General features: G+C 41.8%; 18 protein-coding genes and 1 other annotated feature. Of the genes, 4 read left to right on the forward strand and 14 right to left on the reverse strand.

Going from position 1 to position 18,837, the window contains the following annotated elements:
• Positions 1 to 90: 90 nt before the first annotated feature.
• The 3 genes from V7L95_RS01480 to V7L95_RS01490 all read right to left on the reverse strand — a co-directional run bounded on the left by V7L95_RS01480 (position 91) and on the right by V7L95_RS01490 (position 1,695).
• Positions 91 to 690: a cysteine hydrolase family protein gene (locus tag V7L95_RS01480; protein ID WP_340967840.1), complete on the reverse strand. Its 600-nt coding sequence runs from the start codon at positions 688 to 690 to the stop codon at positions 91 to 93.
• A gap of 49 nt (positions 691 to 739) precedes the next feature.
• A complete protein-coding gene (locus tag V7L95_RS01485) occupies positions 740 to 952 on the reverse strand; it encodes a hypothetical protein (RefSeq protein ID WP_039170275.1) in 213 nt (70 codons plus the stop codon).
• A 95-nt stretch (positions 953 to 1,047) separates the two neighbouring features.
• Complete coding sequence (locus V7L95_RS01490) at positions 1,048 to 1,695, reverse strand: triacylglycerol lipase (RefSeq protein ID WP_041092577.1); 648 nt, start codon at positions 1,693 to 1,695, stop codon at positions 1,048 to 1,050.
• A 201-nt stretch (positions 1,696 to 1,896) separates the two neighbouring features.
• Between V7L95_RS01490 and V7L95_RS01495 the strand changes: the two genes are divergently transcribed.
• Complete coding sequence (locus V7L95_RS01495) at positions 1,897 to 2,238, forward strand: antibiotic biosynthesis monooxygenase (protein WP_008343068.1); 342 nt, start codon at positions 1,897 to 1,899, stop codon at positions 2,236 to 2,238.
• A gap of 127 nt (positions 2,239 to 2,365) precedes the next feature.
• On the opposite strand, the gene tyrS is transcribed toward V7L95_RS01495, so the two are convergent.
• The gene (gene tyrS / locus V7L95_RS01500; RefSeq protein WP_039964123.1) at positions 2,366 to 3,634 is read right to left on the reverse strand and encodes a tyrosine--tRNA ligase; all 1,269 of its coding nucleotides are present in this window, start codon (positions 3,632 to 3,634) and stop codon (positions 2,366 to 2,368) included.
• A gap of 53 nt (positions 3,635 to 3,687) precedes the next feature.
• Positions 3,688 to 3,923: a binding site (T-box leader), on the reverse strand.
• A gap of 59 nt (positions 3,924 to 3,982) precedes the next feature.
• Complete coding sequence (gene acsA / locus V7L95_RS01505; RefSeq protein ID WP_163116461.1) at positions 3,983 to 5,707, reverse strand: acetate--CoA ligase; 1,725 nt, start codon at positions 5,705 to 5,707, stop codon at positions 3,983 to 3,985.
• 155 nt (positions 5,708 to 5,862) lie between these two features.
• Here acsA and V7L95_RS01510 point away from each other — a divergent pair, with 155 nt between their 5' ends.
• From V7L95_RS01510 to V7L95_RS01520, 3 genes are read left to right on the forward strand one after another with little or no spacing between them, the layout of a single operon-like run.
• Positions 5,863 to 6,495: a GNAT family N-acetyltransferase gene (locus tag V7L95_RS01510; RefSeq protein WP_113767067.1), complete on the forward strand. Its 633-nt coding sequence runs from the start codon at positions 5,863 to 5,865 to the stop codon at positions 6,493 to 6,495.
• A 38-nt stretch (positions 6,496 to 6,533) separates the two neighbouring features.
• On the forward strand, positions 6,534 to 7,175 hold the full coding sequence (locus V7L95_RS01515) for a CBS and ACT domain-containing protein (RefSeq protein ID WP_041092583.1): 642 nt from the start codon (positions 6,534 to 6,536) through the stop codon (positions 7,173 to 7,175).
• Positions 7,172 to 8,332, forward strand: a complete 1,161-nt coding sequence (locus V7L95_RS01520) for an acetoin utilization protein AcuC (protein ID WP_024718705.1) — start codon at positions 7,172 to 7,174, stop codon at positions 8,330 to 8,332. Before V7L95_RS01515 ends, V7L95_RS01520 begins: the two co-directional genes overlap by 4 nt.
• 42 nt (positions 8,333 to 8,374) lie before the next feature.
• Here the strand turns inward: V7L95_RS01520 and ccpA are convergent, their stop codons facing one another.
• The 9 genes from ccpA to V7L95_RS01565 all read right to left on the reverse strand — a co-directional run bounded on the left by ccpA (position 8,375) and on the right by V7L95_RS01565 (position 18,826).
• A complete protein-coding gene (ccpA, locus tag V7L95_RS01525) occupies positions 8,375 to 9,376 on the reverse strand; it encodes a catabolite control protein A (RefSeq protein WP_008343056.1) in 1,002 nt (333 codons plus the stop codon).
• Positions 9,377 to 9,826: 450 nt separating this feature from the next.
• On the reverse strand, positions 9,827 to 10,903 hold the full coding sequence (locus V7L95_RS01530; protein ID WP_017358315.1) for a bifunctional 3-deoxy-7-phosphoheptulonate synthase/chorismate mutase: 1,077 nt from the start codon (positions 10,901 to 10,903) through the stop codon (positions 9,827 to 9,829).
• 413 nt (positions 10,904 to 11,316) lie between these two features.
• Positions 11,317 to 11,640: a bacillithiol system redox-active protein YtxJ gene (gene ytxJ / locus V7L95_RS01535; protein ID WP_007501805.1), complete on the reverse strand. Its 324-nt coding sequence runs from the start codon at positions 11,638 to 11,640 to the stop codon at positions 11,317 to 11,319.
• A gap of 30 nt (positions 11,641 to 11,670) precedes the next feature.
• Entirely contained in the window at positions 11,671 to 12,141 is a 471-nt protein-coding gene (locus V7L95_RS01540; protein WP_007501807.1) for a YtxH domain-containing protein, read from the reverse strand.
• Between the two features lie 29 nt (positions 12,142 to 12,170).
• Positions 12,171 to 12,587 carry a DUF948 domain-containing protein gene (locus V7L95_RS01545; RefSeq protein WP_008343048.1) on the reverse strand — a complete coding sequence of 139 codons (417 nt, stop codon included), beginning with the start codon at positions 12,585 to 12,587 and terminating at the stop codon, positions 12,171 to 12,173.
• Positions 12,588 to 12,810: 223 nt separating this feature from the next.
• Complete coding sequence (gene murC, locus V7L95_RS01550) at positions 12,811 to 14,109, reverse strand: UDP-N-acetylmuramate--L-alanine ligase (protein WP_008343047.1); 1,299 nt, start codon at positions 14,107 to 14,109, stop codon at positions 12,811 to 12,813.
• Between the two features lie 302 nt (positions 14,110 to 14,411).
• Positions 14,412 to 17,195 (reverse strand): DNA translocase FtsK, encoded by a 2,784-nt coding sequence (locus V7L95_RS01555; protein WP_340967846.1) that lies wholly within the window; start codon positions 17,193 to 17,195, stop codon positions 14,412 to 14,414.
• 196 nt (positions 17,196 to 17,391) lie between these two features.
• Entirely contained in the window at positions 17,392 to 17,997 is a 606-nt protein-coding gene (gene ytpR / locus V7L95_RS01560) for a YtpR family tRNA-binding protein (protein ID WP_035702057.1), read from the reverse strand.
• 16 nt (positions 17,998 to 18,013) lie between these two features.
• A complete protein-coding gene (locus V7L95_RS01565) occupies positions 18,014 to 18,826 on the reverse strand; it encodes a DUF1444 domain-containing protein (protein WP_008343044.1) in 813 nt (270 codons plus the stop codon).
• Between the last annotated feature and the right edge of the window lie 11 nt (positions 18,827 to 18,837).

The following is an 18,837-nucleotide window of genomic DNA, read 5'->3' on the forward strand; positions in this document are numbered from 1 at the left end:
CTTATTTATTGGAATAGATCTCATCTACTCAAGTATTGAACAACGAAAACAGCCACTGGATGAACAAGCAAAAAGCTCCTAGAGATGATTCTAGGAGCTTTTGCTTGCCCAATTTGTGATGAGCTGCTCTGTTGTCAGGATAGTCGCAAATTCATCATGCAGTGTTGCAAGTGAAAGGCGATGGATCGTTTCTGGATCATAGTATGTACCGGTTTGATCTGCGAGTCCAAAGGCGGCTGTTGCATCCGACATGAGGTATGTCTCAAAGCCTAGGTTTCCACTCATTCTTGTTGTGGTAGATACGCAGTGCGGTGTTGTAAGTCCAGCAATCACAACAGTGTCGATCTCGTTTGATCTTAGTTGTTCCTCTAAGTTTGTACCTATAAAGCTGCTGTTGACTTTCTTTTGTATGACCGTTTCTTCATCTAGCGGTTTAGCGATCCCTTTGAAGGAGTGCCCTTCATTTGCTGGATGAAATAAGGAGTGCGGCTGATCCGATGTATGCTGAATATGAATGACTGTCCATCCTTTTTCTCTCCAAAACGTCAATAGACGACTGATGTTCTTCTCTGCATCTAGGTTATTCCGTTCTCCCCATTTTTCGTGCTCGAATGCTTTCTGTACATCAACCATAATCAAAGCCTTTTGATGATGTTGCACAAATACCCACCTCCGAAGATTCTCGCTCATTATATGTAGTGTAAGGAATGGCGGTTGATTTGTACATGTTTTTATTTGGCTATGTACGATGTTTTGTCTGTTTTTGCAGTAAAAAGACAAACCACACACTGGCTATTAAGTAATAGATACCAATGATGGATGTACAATTAGATATGACTTCTGCCCATTGCACTGATTTGACGATTGCCATCCAGATCATATAGATGATCAGAAATGAACATGGGAAATAGAGAAAGTAGCCCAAGAAAGCATATTTGAGTTTTTGCGTCATCTTTTATCCTCCTAAAAATCTTCTTCAACACCTAGCAGCACCCATATAACCATGACATCAAAAAAGACAGCACAAATCGCTGTCTTTTTGATTTTTTAATTCGTATTCTGTCCTCCGCCATTCAATCCTTCTTTCACATAGCCTTTGACTTGGCTTGAGGTTAATAGACCGATATGTCCAACACCGTGGATCAGGACGTTTCTTGCGCCAATTAAGCGAGAGAGGCTGTTGACGACGATGAGATCGGCTGAGCTATAGACAGATGTGTAAAGAATTTTTTGATTTGGATCGGTGCCTGGTAATGCTCTGAGTGAAACGAGTCCGTTCGCTCCACCAAGTGTGACGACGTTTTCAATTTTATCTCCGCCGTCTAGGTTCTTAATATAGTATAACGTGTTCGCACCGCCCATACTATGAGCCACAATATCTACTTTTTTGGCGCCCGTTTTGGCTAGTACATCTTTGACGAATCTAGAGAGCCTCGGGCCATTGTTCAGGTTATTGCCTGTTTTGTCTATGAAATCGATTGCAAAAAGTTGGTTTTGATCCCATCCCTGTGATACCAAGTAACGTTTGATTGAAGCAAAGTTATAAGATGCACCGCCCATGCCGTGTACCATTACAACCGGATTATGCTCAGCCGCTTTGGCTTCTTTCGGCTGGATGAAGGCTATTGAACCTAGCACTAAGGCAAGGGCAACAAGAATTTGCAAACTCTTTTTCTTAAATCGAATCACTTTCATTCCCCCTTATTCATCTTATTCGACTCTATTTTATACAAGAAAAATATGTCAGAAAAGTGAACAAGGTAATGTTTATGAGATGATTTTACAGAAATATAAATAATCATAAAGCACCTTGGACTTTTTTAAATTAAAACAAAAAGACTACGAGACCTTCTTTCTTTCATATATAATATCAATAGACAAAGGAGGTTCTGCTAGATGCTGTTTACTCAAACACCTGCACTACCCTATTATGCCGTGATTTTCACATCAAAACGAACGAATGTTGAGCAGAAAGAATACGCCGTGGCTGCTCAAAAAATGGAACAATTAGCGAAAGAACTAGACGGGTTTCTTGGAATAGAAAGTGCACGAGATGAACATGGTGTTGGAATCACTGTCTCTTACTGGGATTCATTAGCAGCCATCAAAGAATGGAAAGCACATACAGCACATCAGCGTGTTCAAAAAAAAGGAAAAAAAGATTGGTATGAATCCTATACAACTCGAATTTGTAAGGTAGAACATGCTTATACAAACGAAGATTCACTTCTTGAATAAGAAACAGACAAATGAGAGAAAACCGCTCTGTAAAAGCTTAATTCCTACTTCTGAATAAAAAGAAAAGCACCTCAATGTATATGAACATTTGAGGTGCTTTTCATGATACTTACTGTTTCATAAGGATTTATTTATACGTCACAAGGAAATATTTCTTTTTCCCTCTTCTTAAGACGGTAAATTGGTTTTCAATTCTATCTTCAGCTGAAAGAACGTAGTCTTTGTCGGTTTGTCTCTCTCCGTTGATGTAGACGGCACCGTTTGTGATATCTTCACGTGCTTGACGTTTTGATGGAGACAGTTTTGATTCGACAAGAACATCAACAAGTGTTAATTCTTCTGCACTGTCTTTCTCCATTGATGGCACATCTTTAAAGCCTACTTTCACTTCTTCTGCTGTAAGAGATTTAATCTCACCTTTAAATAGCGCATTTGAGATGTTGACAGCCTGTTCTAGTGATTCACGGCCATGCACAAGTGTTGTGACTTCTTCTGCCAAACGGCGCTGTGCTTCACGTTTTTCAGGGGCTGTTTGCACTTTTTCTTCGTACGATGCGATCTCTTCTTTTGATAGGAACGTAAAGTATTTTAAGTATTTCACGACATCACGGTCATCTGTGTTGATCCAGAATTGGTAGAATTCATATGGTGATGTTTTTTCTTTATCTAACCAGATGGCACCGCCTTCTGTTTTCCCAAACTTCGTGCCGTCTGCTTTTGTCACAAGCGGCATGGTGAGACCGAATGCTTTTGCGCCTTCTGCTTCAGACTTACGGATCAACTCAAGTCCAGATGTGATATTTCCCCACTGGTCACTTCCGCCGATTTGCAGCTTACAGTTTTCATTTCTATAAAGGTTCAAGAAGTCTAACGATTGCAGAATCACGTAGCTGAATTCTGTGTACGAAATCCCTGTTTCAATACGGGAGCTGACGATATCTTTTGCGAGCATGAAGTTGACACCGAAGTTCTTTCCAATATCACGAAGGAACGTGATGACATTCATTTGACTGATCCAGTCATAGTTATTGACGATAACAGCTGGGTTGTCACCTGCTTCAAAATCAAGGAATTGAGAGAGCTGGCCTTTGATTTTCTCTGACCACTGTTCGACGATTTCTGCTGGGTTTAGTGAACGTTCTGCTTTTTTGAAACTTGGGTCACCAATCAGTCCAGTTGCGCCGCCAACAAGTGCAATCGGATGATGACCTGCTTCTTGGAATCTGCGCAATGTTAAAATTGGGAGTAAGTGACCAATGTGCAAGCTGTCAGCTGTTGGATCAAAGCCGGAGTATAGCTTGATTTTTTCTTCTGCTAATAATTTTGTTAAACCTTCTTCATCTGTTTGCTGCTGAATTAATCCTCTGAACGATAAATCTTCCATCAATTGACTCATATCCAAATCTCCTTTTTTTACAATTCAACATAAAAAACGCCCCTTCGAATGAACGAAGGGACGATATATATCGCGGTACCACCCTGCTTAAAAGACAAAACAACACGTCTTTTCACTTACACTGATAACGGACAGATCCGTTCTTTCACTAATCAGATAGCATATGCTCCTTTTCGTAAAAGCGGTTCGTGAGGGTAATTCGAATATCTCTTTGTACTGACTCGCACCAGCCGTCAGCTCTCTTGGACAGGGAAAGATGATTCTACTGAATCTCAGTCAAAACCTTTTCATATTCAACTAAAGTCATTTTTAACATACTTTTGATATCAAGTCAACTGACGGAAGCGATTAATCTTCCATTGTCGAGAGATCGCCAGCAGGTAAATTCAGTTCCCACGCTTTTAGCACACGTCTCATAATTTTACCGCTTCGTGTTTTTGGCAGTTTGTCTTTAAACTCAATTTCTCTCGGTGCTGCATGTGCAGCGAGTCCTTTTTTCACAAACGTACGAATCTCTTCTTTCAGCTCATCTGTCGGTTCGTATCCGCTTCTAAGCGCTATAAATGCTTTAATAATTTCACCGCGCACAGGATCTGGTTTTCCGATGACACCAGCCTCTGCAATGGCCGGATGTTCCACCAGTTTACTTTCTACCTCAAATGGACCGACCCGCTCTCCTGACGTCATAATGACATCGTCGACACGTCCCTGGAACCAGAAGTATCCATCTTCATCCATATAAGCTGAATCTCCTGAAACATACCAATCTCCCGGCATAAAGTAAGATTCATATTTTTCAGGATTGTTCCAGATCGTATGCATCATAGACGGCCAGCCCTTTTTGATGGCAAGGTTCCCCATCCGGTATGGCGGAAGTTCATTTCCGGCATTATCTACAATCGCAGCTTCAACGCCTGGAATTGGTTTCCCCATTGAACCTGGTTTGATATCCATGCATGGATAGTTACAAATCAGCTGTGCACCGGTTTCCGTCATCCACCAAGTGTCATGAATTCGTTTACCGAATACAGCGTCTCCCCAGCGGATCACTTCTGGATTAAGCGGCTCTCCTACACTTAACACATGACGGAGTGAGCTGAGATCATATTTTTGAATGAGATCGTCTCCTGCTCCCATCAGCATTCTGAAGGCTGTCGGTGCACTGTACCAAACGGTCACACCAAGCGATTCAATGGTTTCGTACCACGTATCAGGATTGAACCTGCCGCCTAAAATGACATTCGTCGCTCCATTCAGCCACGGAGAAAAAATACCGTACACCGTCCCTGTTACCCAGCCTGGATCAGCTGTGCACCAGTAGACATCTTCTTCTTTCAAATCAAGTACCCATTTACCCGTCTGGCCTTGCTGCACCATTGCGCCATGAACATGGAGCACACCTTTTGGCGTACCAGTGGACCCTGACGTGTAATGAAGCAGGTATCCATCTTTTTCATCCATCCACTCGATTTCAAGTTCCTTCGCTGACTGCTCAAATGCTTCTTCAAAGTGAATCGTCCGCACACCACCTGCATCCTCTTTTTCACCACCGACAATGATGACGGATTCAAGCTTTGGAAGTTCTGCAAACGGAATCCGCTCAAGCAGATCAGGCGTTGTCACAATCACTTTTGCCTCACTATTTTCTAAACGATCTTTGACGGCACCTTCCATAAATGCCTCAAATAACGGACCGACGATCGCACCAATTTTGACAGCACCAAGCAGTAGAAAATAGAGCTCAGGTGATCTTGGCATAAAGATAAACACGCGATCCCCTTTTTGCACATGTGCCTGTTCTCTTAATAGATTTCCTGCTTTGTTTGTCTTGATTTTCATATCCCTGAACGTATACTTTTCATCCCGCTGTGAATCTTTGTAGTGAAGCGCCACCTTGTTTTTACGAAACGAGTCCGCATGTCTGTCAATCGCTTCATAAGCTGCATTTACTTTTCCTGTTTCATACCAAGAGAAATTTTTTCTCGCTTCCTCCCATGAAAATTCTTTGTATGCTTGCTCATAATCATTTAAATGATAGTCCCCTTTTACTGATGGTAGCGTTTCCACTTTCATCAAACAGTCCCCCTTTGCATACGTTTACAATGACCATTATAGTATAGATGACTTTTTTTCTCAATTTTTAAAAAACTTCTGATGAAACCGTTTTAATTATTGTCAGATTTAAGATAAAATAGAGACGACTCACTAGAATTTGAGGCGGTGGATACGTGGAGCATCCTAAAACTTATTATTCAAAAACAATTACGAGAGAAACAGGCACCATCCTGATTGAAGGACCGGTACCTGCATCAGAGCTGGCGAACTATACGTTTCATGAAGGACTAACGGCATTTCGCACGCCTGAGGAACAGAAACAAGCACTTGTTGAAATAGCAGATCTTCCTGAAGGACGTATTATCATTGCTAGGGTGGATGAGCTTGTCGTAGGCTATGTCACGTATTTGTACCCTGATCCGCTTGAACGCTGGTCAGAAGGCAACATGGACAATTTAATTGAGCTCGGTGCCATTGAAGTCGCTCCTCCATTCAGAGGCTGCTCACTTGGCAAGCATTTACTGGATGTGAGCATGATGGATGAGCAAATGGAGAATTACATTATCATTACAACCGAATATTACTGGCATTGGGATTTAAAAGGGACGAAGAAAAACGTGTGGGAGTACCGCAAAATGATGGAGAAAATGATGAACGCCGGTGGTCTGGTCTGGTTTGCAACAGATGAGCCAGAGATCAGCTCACATCCAGCCAATTGTTTAATGGCACGGATCGGAAAACATGTGAGTCCAGATTCAATCGAGCGTTTTGATCGTCTTCGCTTCCATCAGCGCTTTATGTATTAACGTTCAATTCGTTTTTTTGGCAAAGGGGATTGGTAAACATGATGATTGAACAAATTATGGAGCGTGATGTGATCACGCTGCGAAAAACCGATACGATTGAAGAAGCCATACAAAAAATGAGTGCACATCACATTCGGCATATTCCCATCGTATCTGAGCAGGGATCTGTCATTGGGATGGTGACAGATCGGGATATTAAAAATGCCAGTCCAAGTATTTTTGAAACAGAGAAAAGGCAGCTTTTTATTCAGCGGCCGGTTGAAGACATCATGGTGCTAGAGACGATTACCGCTCATCCGCTTGATTTCGTTGAGGAGATTTCAAGTGTCTTTTTTGAACACGGAATTGGCTGTCTTCCCGTTGTAAGACGCGGCAAGCTTGTAGGGATCATCACAAAAACAGATTTACTTCGTACGTTTGTAAGACTAACAGGTGCAGATCAGCCTGGATCACATTTAGAGGTTGAAGTAGCGCAAGTGACAGAGGGTCTTGCAGACATTACGGCCATTTTAAAAGAGCAGCATATTCAAATGCTGAGTGTACTCGTGTACCCACATGCCAATGAAGCCTCTAAAGTGCTCGTCTTCCGCCTTCAAACGATGCATGCAGATCATGTGATGAAGCTGATTCGTGCAAAAGGCTATAAAGTGCTCTGGCCTATGGAGCAGACGATCAAATGAAGGAAGCGACCTTTGTTTTTTCACCATCTTTTCAAACGTACCAGTTTCACCAAGATCATCCCTTCAATCAGCTTCGCGTCTACTTAACTTATGATCTTCTTCAAAAAATGAAGGCGTTAACGGATGATGAGATTGTCGCACCTCGTATGGCGACGCTGGAGGAGTTAAAGCTTGTCCATACAGCAGACTACATTCAAGCAGTACAGCGGGCAAGTGAAGGAAAACTGTCCACCGCAGAGGGGGAACGTTATGGTCTTGGCACTGAGGACACCCCGATGTTTGCAGGGATGCACGAGGCAGCTTCTCTCCTAGTTGGCGGGACATTAACAGCGGTTGATCAAGTGATGCTTGGACATTCGCAGCATGCGCTCAATCTTGGCGGCGGGCTTCATCATGGATTTAAAGGACGTGCCTCTGGCTTTTGTATTTATAATGACAGCTCTGTGGCCATTCAGTATATTCAAAAGACATATGGCGCTAGAATTTTATATATTGATACAGATGCTCATCATGGCGATGGTGTCCAGTTTAGCTTCTATGATGATCCAGAGGTATGTACTGTTTCTATTCATGAAACAGGGCGCTATTTGTTCCCTGGAACTGGACAAGTACAGGAAAGGGGTCATGATAAAGGCTATGGCTATGCATATAATATCCCGCTTGACGCATTTACAGAAGACGAATCATTTTTAGAAGCCTATCGAACAGCAGTGACAGAGATTGCTGCTTTTTTTAAACCAGATGTCATTTTGACGCAAAATGGAGCAGATGCCCACTATTATGACCCTTTGACGCATTTATCTGCTACCATGAAAATATATGAGGAAATTCCTAGAATTGCCCATGAGCTGGCGCATCAATATTGTGATGGAAAATGGATCGCTGTGGGCGGAGGCGGCTATGATATTTGGCGTGTCGTTCCAAGAGCATGGAGCCGCATTTGGCTTGAGATGAAAGGCATCACACCACCAGATGCACTTCCTCAGGAATGGATTCGGGCATGGGAAAAACAATCGCCTGTTCCGCTTCCATCCACATGGCTAGATCCTGACGATCTATATCCACCGATTCCAAGAAGAGCAGAAATTACAGAAAAAAATGCACAAACGGTAGAAAAAGCACTCATGCCTGTTCGACGAGAAAAGAAAAAGGCATAAAAAAAGCAGGCGTCCACTGATCAAGTGAGCCTGCTTTCTTTTTTATTTCGTCGATTGTCTTTCTTCGATTCTATGTGGCAATTCAACAATTTGATCTTCTACTTGTTCTTTGTTCATGAGCTTTGTCAGCAGTCTCATCGCAACAGCGCCAATATCGTAAGTCGGCTGAACAACTGTTGTCAATTGAGGGCGCACCATGAGGGATAGTCTTGTGTTATCAAAGCCAATCACTTCTAAATCTTCAGGAATTGATACGCCTCTGTCCTGCGCTCCATGAATGACACCTAGCGCCATTTCGTCAGTAGCTGCAATCACAGCCGTCGGCTTGTCAGATTGCTCAAGCAGATTAGCGAGCGCTTCAATACCAGAGTCATATGAGTAGTCTCCTTCAGCAACAAGCGCTTCGTCAAACGCGATACCAGCTTCTTCAAGCGCACGCTTATAACCAGCAAGCTTTCTCATAGAGTTAATTGGTTCTGACATTGGTCCAGATACAAACGCAATTCGTTTATGTCCTTTTTCAACTAATAGCTGAACTGAATCATAAATGGCTTGTTCATAGTTAATGTTGACTGATGGTGTTTGTGCCTGCTCTTCAACAGATGCAGCAAGTACAATTGGTACAGGAGAGCGCTTAAATTCTTCCACATGCACATCTGTAATGTTTCCGCCCATAAAAACGATTCCATCTACTTGTTTGCCAAGCATTGTGTTTAACAAATGAAGTTCTTTATCAGTATTTTGGTCTGAGTTGCTCAAAATAATGTTGTACTTGTACATCGTCGCAATATCTTCAATTCCTCGTGCAAGCTCTGAATAGAAGATACTTGAAATATCAGGGATAATAACCCCAACTGTTGTGGTCTTTTTACTTGCAAGGCCTCGTGCGACTGCGTTCGGACGGTAGCCGAGACGATCAATTGCTTCAAGCACCTTTTTTCTTGTTGTTGGTTTTACGTTTGGATTACCATTAACAACGCGTGATACCGTTGCCATACTTACGTTTGCTTCTCTTGCTACATCATATATTGTAACATTATTCACATAAATCACTCCTTCAAATACACTTCATATCTATAGCATTCACCAATTGGATAGAGACATGTCAGATACGAGGAAAATAATATCCTATTTGTCATTAAAACGATGAAAAGAGACACATAATTTTTCAATCTACATCAAAATGACATTCTTTTATGAAATTATACACGTTTTTTCTTCATATGAAAACGTTCCCTTTCTTTTTATAACTAAATTAAACAAACTTTAATGAGCTTGTTACCTGTAAATTGAATCATATTTCACCAAAAATCGTCGCGAACGTCAGCTATGACAATGATCTTAGCAGATTCTATCGAATTTTAAAAATGAAAACATTGTGAACAAGCATATTTTTAGCTTGCAATGTGCTCTCTTCCTTTCATTGCCAATCTTAATCGTATTTTTTCATGAAAAAACCGCCGGGCTGTCATCCGGCGGCTTTTCTATTTATGATTACGCATGAATGTTGACAAGTGGTCTTAATGCATCTAACCATTTTTCGAATTGTGGAATGTCCATTTGCTGCGCTGAATCAGATAGGGCAACAGATGGATCTGGATGCACTTCTGCCATCACACCGTCTGCTCCAATCGCAAGAGCTGCTTTAGCTGTTGGAAGAAGTAGATCTCTTCGTCCTGTTGAGTGTGTCACGTCAACAAAGACTGGTAAATGTGTCTCTTGTTTCAAGATTGGCACAGCCGAGATATCTAGTGTATTTCTTGTGGCTGTTTCGTATGTGCGGATGCCTCGCTCGCAAAGGATGATTTGGTCATTTCCTTGTGCGATGATGTATTCAGCTGCATTGATGAATTCTGAAATTGTTGCTGCTAGACCGCGTTTTAAAAGAACTGGTTTGTTCACTGATCCAGCTTCTTTTAAAAGCTCGAAGTTCTGCATGTTACGTGCTCCAATTTGGATGACATCGATATGCTCAATCGCTTCTTCAATATGAGCAGGATTCACGATTTCACTAATAACTGCAAGACCGTATTCATCTGCTACACGTTTTAGAATTTTTAGACCGTCTACGCCAAGTCCTTGGAAGTCGTATGGACTTGTGCGAGGCTTAAATGCGCCGCCACGAAGAAGTTTTAGTCCCTGCTGTTTCGCTGCTGCCGCTACTTCTGCAACTTGCTCGTAGCTTTCAACGGCACATGGTCCAACGATGAAACGTTGTTTTCCGTCACCGATCGCTTCTCCATTGATATTTACAATTGTATTTTCAGGTTTTTTCTTACGAGAAACAAGAAGTGCTTTGCTGTGGTCATCTTCTTGAAGCTCTAAACCTGCTTTGAAAATTTCTTTGAAAATATGTTGAATCGTTGAATTTTCAAATGGGCCATCATTTTCTTCAAGAATTTGATTAAGCATTGTGCGCTCTCTGACAGGGTCATAACGGTTGACACCTTGCGCTTCTTTTGCCTTTCCAATTTCTTTTACAATGTTTCCTCTTTCATTGATCAGTTTTAAGATTTGAAGATTTAGTTCATCTGCTTGCTGTCTCAATTGTTCCAATTCATTGTTGCTCATTTTTGTCATCCTTTCCTCTGCCCGCTCTCGCTTTTTATTTTTGATCTCTTATAATAGGGTTTATTATAAACAAAGATTTCGGAATTGTCACGAAAAAATTCTTTATTACCCAAACGCTTTTAAGCGATAAAGTATTATGTGTAAGATTATAGCATACTTTTGATGCAAGTAAACCTTTTTTATAAAAAAAACGTCAGCAATCGCTGACGTTTCAGCGGGTAGACAAACCCTCGCATTCTTTGTCAGTCCTGCGCGCTGGTACTCACGAATGACAAATTCGCTCCGTGCCAGTGCTCGTCCTTCCTAGACTGCAAAGGTTTTCTATCACGCTGAAAAGAAGACAAAGGGCTAAAATAAAGTACATTTTAGCCCTTTGTCAACAATCTTGAACGTCAGCAATCGCTGACGTTTTTCTACATGTTATGTTCAAGCGCTTCTTTTGTAATGCTTGAGTGAGAAGCATGCCACTTTACTTTGCCACCGCTAAAGATGAGTGCCTGCGGGCTTTCGTGCTTGATCCCTGACTTTTCAGTCACATAGGATGAAAGCTCTCTTGTGTTTTGAATTTGCAAGAAATAAGCAGGAACATCCTCATGTTCTGACGCAAACGCTTCAAACTCTTGAAAAGCAGCTTGGCTGATTGGACATGTCAAACTGTGCTTAAAAAAGACAAAGGTTCCGTCTTGATTTGTTAGTTGGTCAAACTGTTCTTCTGTTTCTATGAGTTGTTTAGACATGATGTGCTCCTTCCTAACTTAAGCAGCGAGTTAGCCTTTCGTAGATTGTTCTACTTTTTCTTTGACATCTTTGATGCCGTCTTCAATGTCTGCTTTTGCTTCTTGTGCTCTTACTTTTGCTTCATCTGCTACATCTGAAGCTTCATTTGCAATATTTGCTGCAGCATCTTCTGCTTCGCTTTTTACTTGTTTAGCTTTTCCAGCTGTACGATCTTTTATGTCTTTTACTTTGTCTAAAATCTGGTTTGACTGCTCTGCTACGAGCTGAGACAACTCAGATGTTTTGTCTTTCGCAATCGTCACATATTCAGTGCCTTTTTCCTTTGCATCTGTTGTAAGACGATCTGTTTTTTCTTTTAGGGCATTCGCTTGGGTGTTCAAATCATCGCGAAGCTCTTTCCCTGACTTTGGTGCTAAAAATAATGCCGTTGTTGCACCGATAATGCCACCGATAAGTGTTCCGATCAAAAAGTCTTTGCTATTGATTCCGTCTTTGCTCATGATTATTCCTCCTATGCGAAAATGGTTGTTTATTGTTGTTTACGCTGTTTCCACTTTTTATAGATTTCAAGTGCTGCGTTACTCCAGCTTACCACATCCGTGACTTTCTCTTGATTTCGTTCAACGGATGAAGTAACCGCACCAGCTGCCTGCTTTATGCTTGTATTAAATTGGTTGATCGAGCCACCAATTCCCTGCACCGCATCCACAACTGTGTTAAGTTTTGCCGATTTGTCTTGAATATCTTCAGCAAGCTGATTGGTCTTATGTAGCAACTGTGCTGTCTCTGTGGTGATGCCTTGCATCTGTCCTTCAAGACCTTCTAAAGTTGATGCGACATTCTTTAATGTCAGCTGTAAGGATTTCAATGTTTTGGACAAGTAGATGACAAGAATGAGGAAAGCGATTGCGATGAGTGCAACGCTTAAATAGAGAATAATAATCATCTGATACCTCCTTTGCTGCGGGCATATTCAATTCAATACCCTCTCGTTGTATCATTCAAACATCGCCTAGAATGACCGATTGAATAATAATTCTACACTTATTCGCCAATTCCTGTCCACAGCGAACGAAAAAAAGCGGCACATCTTGTCACATTTAGCCCCTTTGTCACATTTTATTCAAAATAAAAAAGTGCCGATTGAATCGGCACTTTTTGACAGGCAATTATACTGCGACTTTCTCATAAGCACGAAGATACTTTTGAATATCTCCTGCTCCCATAAAGACCAAGATCGCATTTTCATGTGCTTTCAGCACAGATGTCTCTTCTTCTTCAATCAATTGGGCTTGCGGAATTTTTTCCCGCAAATCTTCAATGCTTAGTTTCCCAATGTTTTCACGAGCTGAACCGAAAATATCACAAAGGTACACATAGTCCGCTTTTTTCAGACTGTCTGCAAATTCACTTAAAAATTGCTGTGTACGAGTGAAAGTGTGCGGCTGGAAGACTGCTACAATATCACGGTCTGGATACTTCTGGCGGGCTGCTTCGATCGTGACTTCAATTTCAGTCGGATGGTGCGCATAATCGTCAATTAAGACTTGTTCACCGACTACTTTTTCATTAAAGCGTCGTTTCACACCGCCAAATGTCGTTAAAGCACCTTTGATGAGCTCTACATCAATGGCCTCATAGTGGCATAATGCAATGACCGCTAATGAGTTAAGGACATTGTGGTTTCCGTAAGCAGGAATGTAGAAGGTATCATAAAACGTATTACGTACAAATACATCAAATGTCGTGCCTTCTGTGTTTTTCACAACATTTCGTGCTTGGAAATCATTTTCTTCATTGAATCCGTAGTACACAACAGGTACTTTTGCTTGGATCTTGAGCAGATGCTCGTCATCACCGCAAGCGATGATGGCTTTTTTCACTTGAAGTGCCATGTTTTGAAACGCATCGAACACGTCATCAATATCCGTGAAATAATCAGGGTGATCAAAATCAATATTGGTCATAATCGCATAGTCTGGATGGTAGCTGAGGAAATGCCTGCGGTATTCGCACGCTTCAAATACAAAATACTCGCTGTTTTCTTTCCCCATTCCAGATCCATCACCGATTAAGTAGGAAGTTGGTTTTGCCGCTTGCATCACATGTGCAAGCAGACCTGTTGTCGATGTTTTACCATGAGCACCAGTAATTGCAACGTTTGTGAATGAATCCATGTATTCTCCAAGAAATTTATGATAACGAATAACAGGAATCCCTTCAGAAAGAGCACGCTCAATCTCAGGGTGTGTATCTGGGAATGCATTTCCTGCAATCACCGTCATCCCTGGCTGAATATTATCTGGGTCAAATGGAAGAATTTTAATATTTCGTTCTTCTAATGCTTTTTGTGTAAAGATATGTTTTTCGATATCCGATCCTTGGACAGTATACCCAGTATCATGAAGAATTTGGGCCAGTGGACTCATACCTGTCCCTTTTATTCCAACAAAATGATAAACAGTCATAATTGTACCTCCAACAAACGTCTATCTGACTTACAGTATATGACGCTCATTTCAATTTGCAACTTGTGATTTTTGTCTCTAGCTGATCACAAATCGCAGCTCCAAATAAAGATTTTTTTCCGATCTTCCTATTCTAATCAATATTAACTATGATTAGTATCCGACAACTTTCCCATTTCTAACACCTGCTTTCGCTCATTTTCATTAAAAAGCGTTCAGACAGGCATGCGAAAAGCGTCCAATTCAAAAATTGCACCTATGTGCTATCATACCATGTTTATCAAAAAAATGAAGTGGTTTGTTTAGATCAATTGTTCTAAGTCACTCAGTGTCATGAGGACCTCTCTTGGCTTACTACCTTTTGCCCCAGAGATCATTCCTTCACGTTCCATCATATCAATCAATCTCGCTGCTCGATTGTAGCCAATTCTAAATCTTCTTTGCAAACTGGATGTACTTGCACTATTTTGCTCGATGGCGAACCTGCATGCGTCCATAAACAATTCATCTTCGTCTGTAATAGCAGAGCCTTGGAGCATCAATTCTTCCTGTTCAAAAAGGAACACAGGTTTGCGCTGTTTTCTCACATGCGCTACCACTTCATCAATCTCTCGATCTGATACAAAGTTCCCTTGTAGTCTTGTCGGTTTGCCAGAGCCATTTTCTAAGAACAGCATGTCTCCTTTTCCGAGAAGCTTTTCAGCACCTGCCATATCAATGATGGTTCTTGAATCCACTTGGCTTGAAACAGAGAAAGCAATTCTTGTTGGGATGTTTGCTTTAATGAGGCCTGTAATGACATCAACAGAAGGTCTTTGCGTCGCAATGAGTAAGTGAATCCCGCATGCTCTTGCTTTTTGGGCAATTCGGCAAATGCTTTCTTCGACTTCATTTGGTGCGACCATCATTAAATCAGCCAGCTCATCAATGACAACGACGAGATATGGCAGTTTTTCACCCATTTGTTTTTCTTTCACCAGTTCGTTAAATCGTTTGATTTCTCTCACACCAGAGTGTGCAAACAGTTCGTAGCGTCTTTCCATTTCATCTACTACCCATTTCAAGGCGGCTGTCGCTGTCTTGGCATCGGTAATGACTGGGCTCACAAGATGCGGAATGTGATTATACGGCGCCAGTTCAACCATTTTAGGGTCGATTAACAGCATTTTCACTTCATCAGGTGAGGCTTTAAACATCAGGCTTACGAGAATGGTATTAATACAGACACTTTTCCCTGAACCTGTTGCTCCGGCAATTAAGCCGTGCGGCATTTTTTGCAAATCAACCACAACGGGCTGACCGGAAATATCCAATCCGAGTGCCGCCGTTAATGGAGATGGATTGTCTCTGAAGGCACTGCTTCTGATCATTTCTCTTAAGAAAACCATTTTACTGTGAAGGTTCGGCACTTCGATTCCAATCGTGTTCTTCCCAGGAATTGGCGCTTCGATTCGAATATCTTTTGCAGACAAACTGAGTTTGATATCATCTGACAGGTTTGTAATTTTGTTCACTTTCACGCCTGGTTCAGGATGCACTTCAAATCTTGTAACAGAAGGACCTTGTGTCACATGAACAACACTTGCTCTGACATTGAAATTTTTCAGTGTGGCATTGAGCAGTTCTGCCCGTTCTTTCACCCATGTTCCGTCCTCTTCTTTTTGTGCTGGCGGAACGTCTAGAAGAGCTAAACTCGGAAATACATAGCCTTGTGCATCTGCCGTTTTCTTCTGTCCTTGCACGCGCTGATCACTTTTTAACATCATGACGTTAAAAGGAACGGTGGAGGTTTGACCGCTTGAGCGCTTTGGCTGTGGAGAAGACGGTTTTGGTTCTTCACGTTTTGGTTCTTCACGTTTTGGTTCTTCACGTTTTATTTCAAGCGTTTCTTCAGGTATTTCCTCAAGCTCTTCTGCCATATCCGCGGCGATCTCTGCTTGTCCAGAGTCAGCAAATTCATCTGATGCTTCTTCAACTGGCATGACTTCATCATCTGTTAATTTTTCTTCCGGCAGGGAATCATCATCTTGCAAATCTTGTATGATCACCGGTTCTTCTTGTTCAAATGCTGCCGCTGACACGTCTGCTTGACTTTCTTCTATCCATGCAGCCTCTGTTGTTTTTTCCATAGCCTCTACTTCATTCTCTTCCAGCATCGCAGTTTCTTCTACTGGGCTTTCTATCTCCATGTCGAGTGCTGGTGATGGGCTTTCAGCTGTTTCAAATGTAAAGCTCTCTTTTTTCTGAGCATCATCTTCAAGCGGAATCATCGGCTCTTCTTGTTCAATGGTGACTGTCTGTTCTTCCTCCATCTCTAGAGGCTCGTTAGATGCTTCAGCTTGCTCCATATGTAAGAATGCTTCCCGATCGTCTTTGGTCTGTGACAAAGCTTGATCTTGATCCTCTGTCTCACTGAAAGGCTCGTCATATAAACGTTCCATCGTTGATTGAACGTGATCTTGATAAGCGAGTTCCTCTTGCAAAGTAAGCGGGGTCGTGACAGGTTGCTTCTCTACTTGTTCTGCTGTTTGGGCTGACATCATGTCTTCCATACGTTGTTCTTTTCGTATAGACGGGATGTTCATTTGCTGTCTTACATTCCGTTCACGCTCTGCTTCTTCTGATAACAGTGTGACACGCTGTGACGTTTCTTCTGCCGATTTCATTTTGACAGAAGATGTGTCTTCTTTGGCTGCTGCAGGTTTAGGACGAATATCCTGGTGGTAGCCATAGATGGGTGAAGGGATTTGCTCTGGTTTAAAAGGCTTTTTATTGAGATCAGGCTGCACCGTTTGTTTTGGCTGATAGGTCGTCTGCTTTGCCTTTGGCTGACTTGGCCGCGTGCGCCTTCTTTCTTGTTGCTTTGCTGCCTCACGTGCAGGTTTATCTGGAACGAGAGGAAAGCGGAAATTGCCTTTTGGATATTCATAATACACTTTCGTATCTTCAACTTTTTTATATTCTTTATGCTGTTCAACAGCTGGCTGCTTTGGTGCAATCGGACCTGTTTCAGGCCTCTCAGCTTTTTCTTCTTTTTTTTCTTCTCCTAAAAATACACTAAAAAATTTATCTAACCAACTCATCATTTATCACTCACTTTAACTCCCCTTACGTTTTCTTGGGCGATTTTTAGTATACCATTGCTTTTTCATGCAGAAAAGCGAGAAAAGTGCTACGCTTTGCTGTTCATGCTGTCTGTAGATGAAAAAAAGTCACTAAGTGCGTACTTAGTGACTTTTGGTATAACACATTCTTCGCTCATTTGTACCCGTTTATGGGAGGTTACGCTTCAAATGGTTCGCCAGCTTGGTGGCTTCCTTCTAGAACAAGGATTCCTTTTTCAGCAGGCGCATTCGGAAGATCTAATTCTTTTGCAGAACAAATCATTCCGCTTGAAGGAACACCTCTTAGTTCAGCATCTTTGATCACCAAACCGCTCGGCATCACAGCACCGACCTTTGCAACCACAACATATTGACCTTGATCAACGTTTGGTGCACCGCACACGATTTGTAAGGTTTCATCGCCAACATCTACTTGGCAAATGTTCAGTTTATCTGCATTCGGATGTTTTTCTTTTTCCTTCACATAACCGACCACAAACTTAGGTGATAGATCAACTGTTAATGTTTCACTGACACCGTTGCGGTTCAAAATTTCATTGATATCTTGAACAAGCGTTTCAGAAAGCGGTACAGATCCGTTTTCTTCAATTTTCATGTAAGTAGATGCATTGAAAATATTAAAACCTGTTGTTTCTTTTGTGTCTTGATTGAAGATTCTTACGACATCTCCAAACGTTTCATGACCTACTTCTTCTCTTGTTACATCTTTCAATGAAATAAGGAGTGTGTCGCCGACACCTTCTGCATTATAAAAAACGTTCATTCTTCAAAATTCCCTTCTACTGCTGTTTTGGTCTACTTTTTGCAAGAATAAAGATCGGTTCAAGCTTGCCTTCGTCATATAAAAATGACAAGGCCGTAATCGGAACCGTGCCGCTGGCGAAGAAGCTCATCGACATTTGCCCTAAAATATCATAGCCTGATTCATTGCGTACATCTGCAATGATGAACACATCTTGATGGGGAACGGAAATAGCCATTTGCCCCTCTACTTTTTGCGCGTATTCTTGTAAAATCGATTCATTTAATATTCTGCTTGCATCGTACCCGTCGTTTGCACGGAAGAAATAAAAACGGTTGCCCGCCACTTCATCCATCTTCACGACAGTCTTTAGTGAACGGACGTTAAAACTTGCGGTTTCTCTGATTCGTTCTTTTGTCCAGTTTTCCTTTTGCAGCATCTTCTCGTCAATTAATCTGTAGGTGCTTCCAAGGTCAAGTGCATAGTAGATTCTTGTCTCTGCTGTATGCTCATCAAAAACGAGCGGAATCTCATCACTCGATGTTTCTGGAAAGGACGTTGAACGAATGACCGGATAAATGTGCTTCTCTTTACCTGAGATGTGCTGCGCTTCACCTTTCATAGCGCTGAGCGCTTCTTTCACATAATAAACGATCTCATCCAGTGTTTCATCAGGCTTTACTTCCCACTTTGCAATAATCGGCGGGAGCTCAAGCGTGATGCCCTTTCCTGTATGTTTATCTTCTACACGAAGCGTATCTTTTTCCCTGTCAAACTGGTGGGTCCAGCTGTCGTTCGTCAGACGGCTTTTCAATTGATTGGCAAGCTGTCTTGATGTCATTTTCGCCATAATAAGACTCT

The sequence above is a fragment of the Bacillus sp. PPSBB_11 genome (assembly GCF_038023285.1).
Lineage (GTDB): Bacteria > Bacillota > Bacilli > Bacillales > Bacillaceae > Bacillus > Bacillus altitudinis.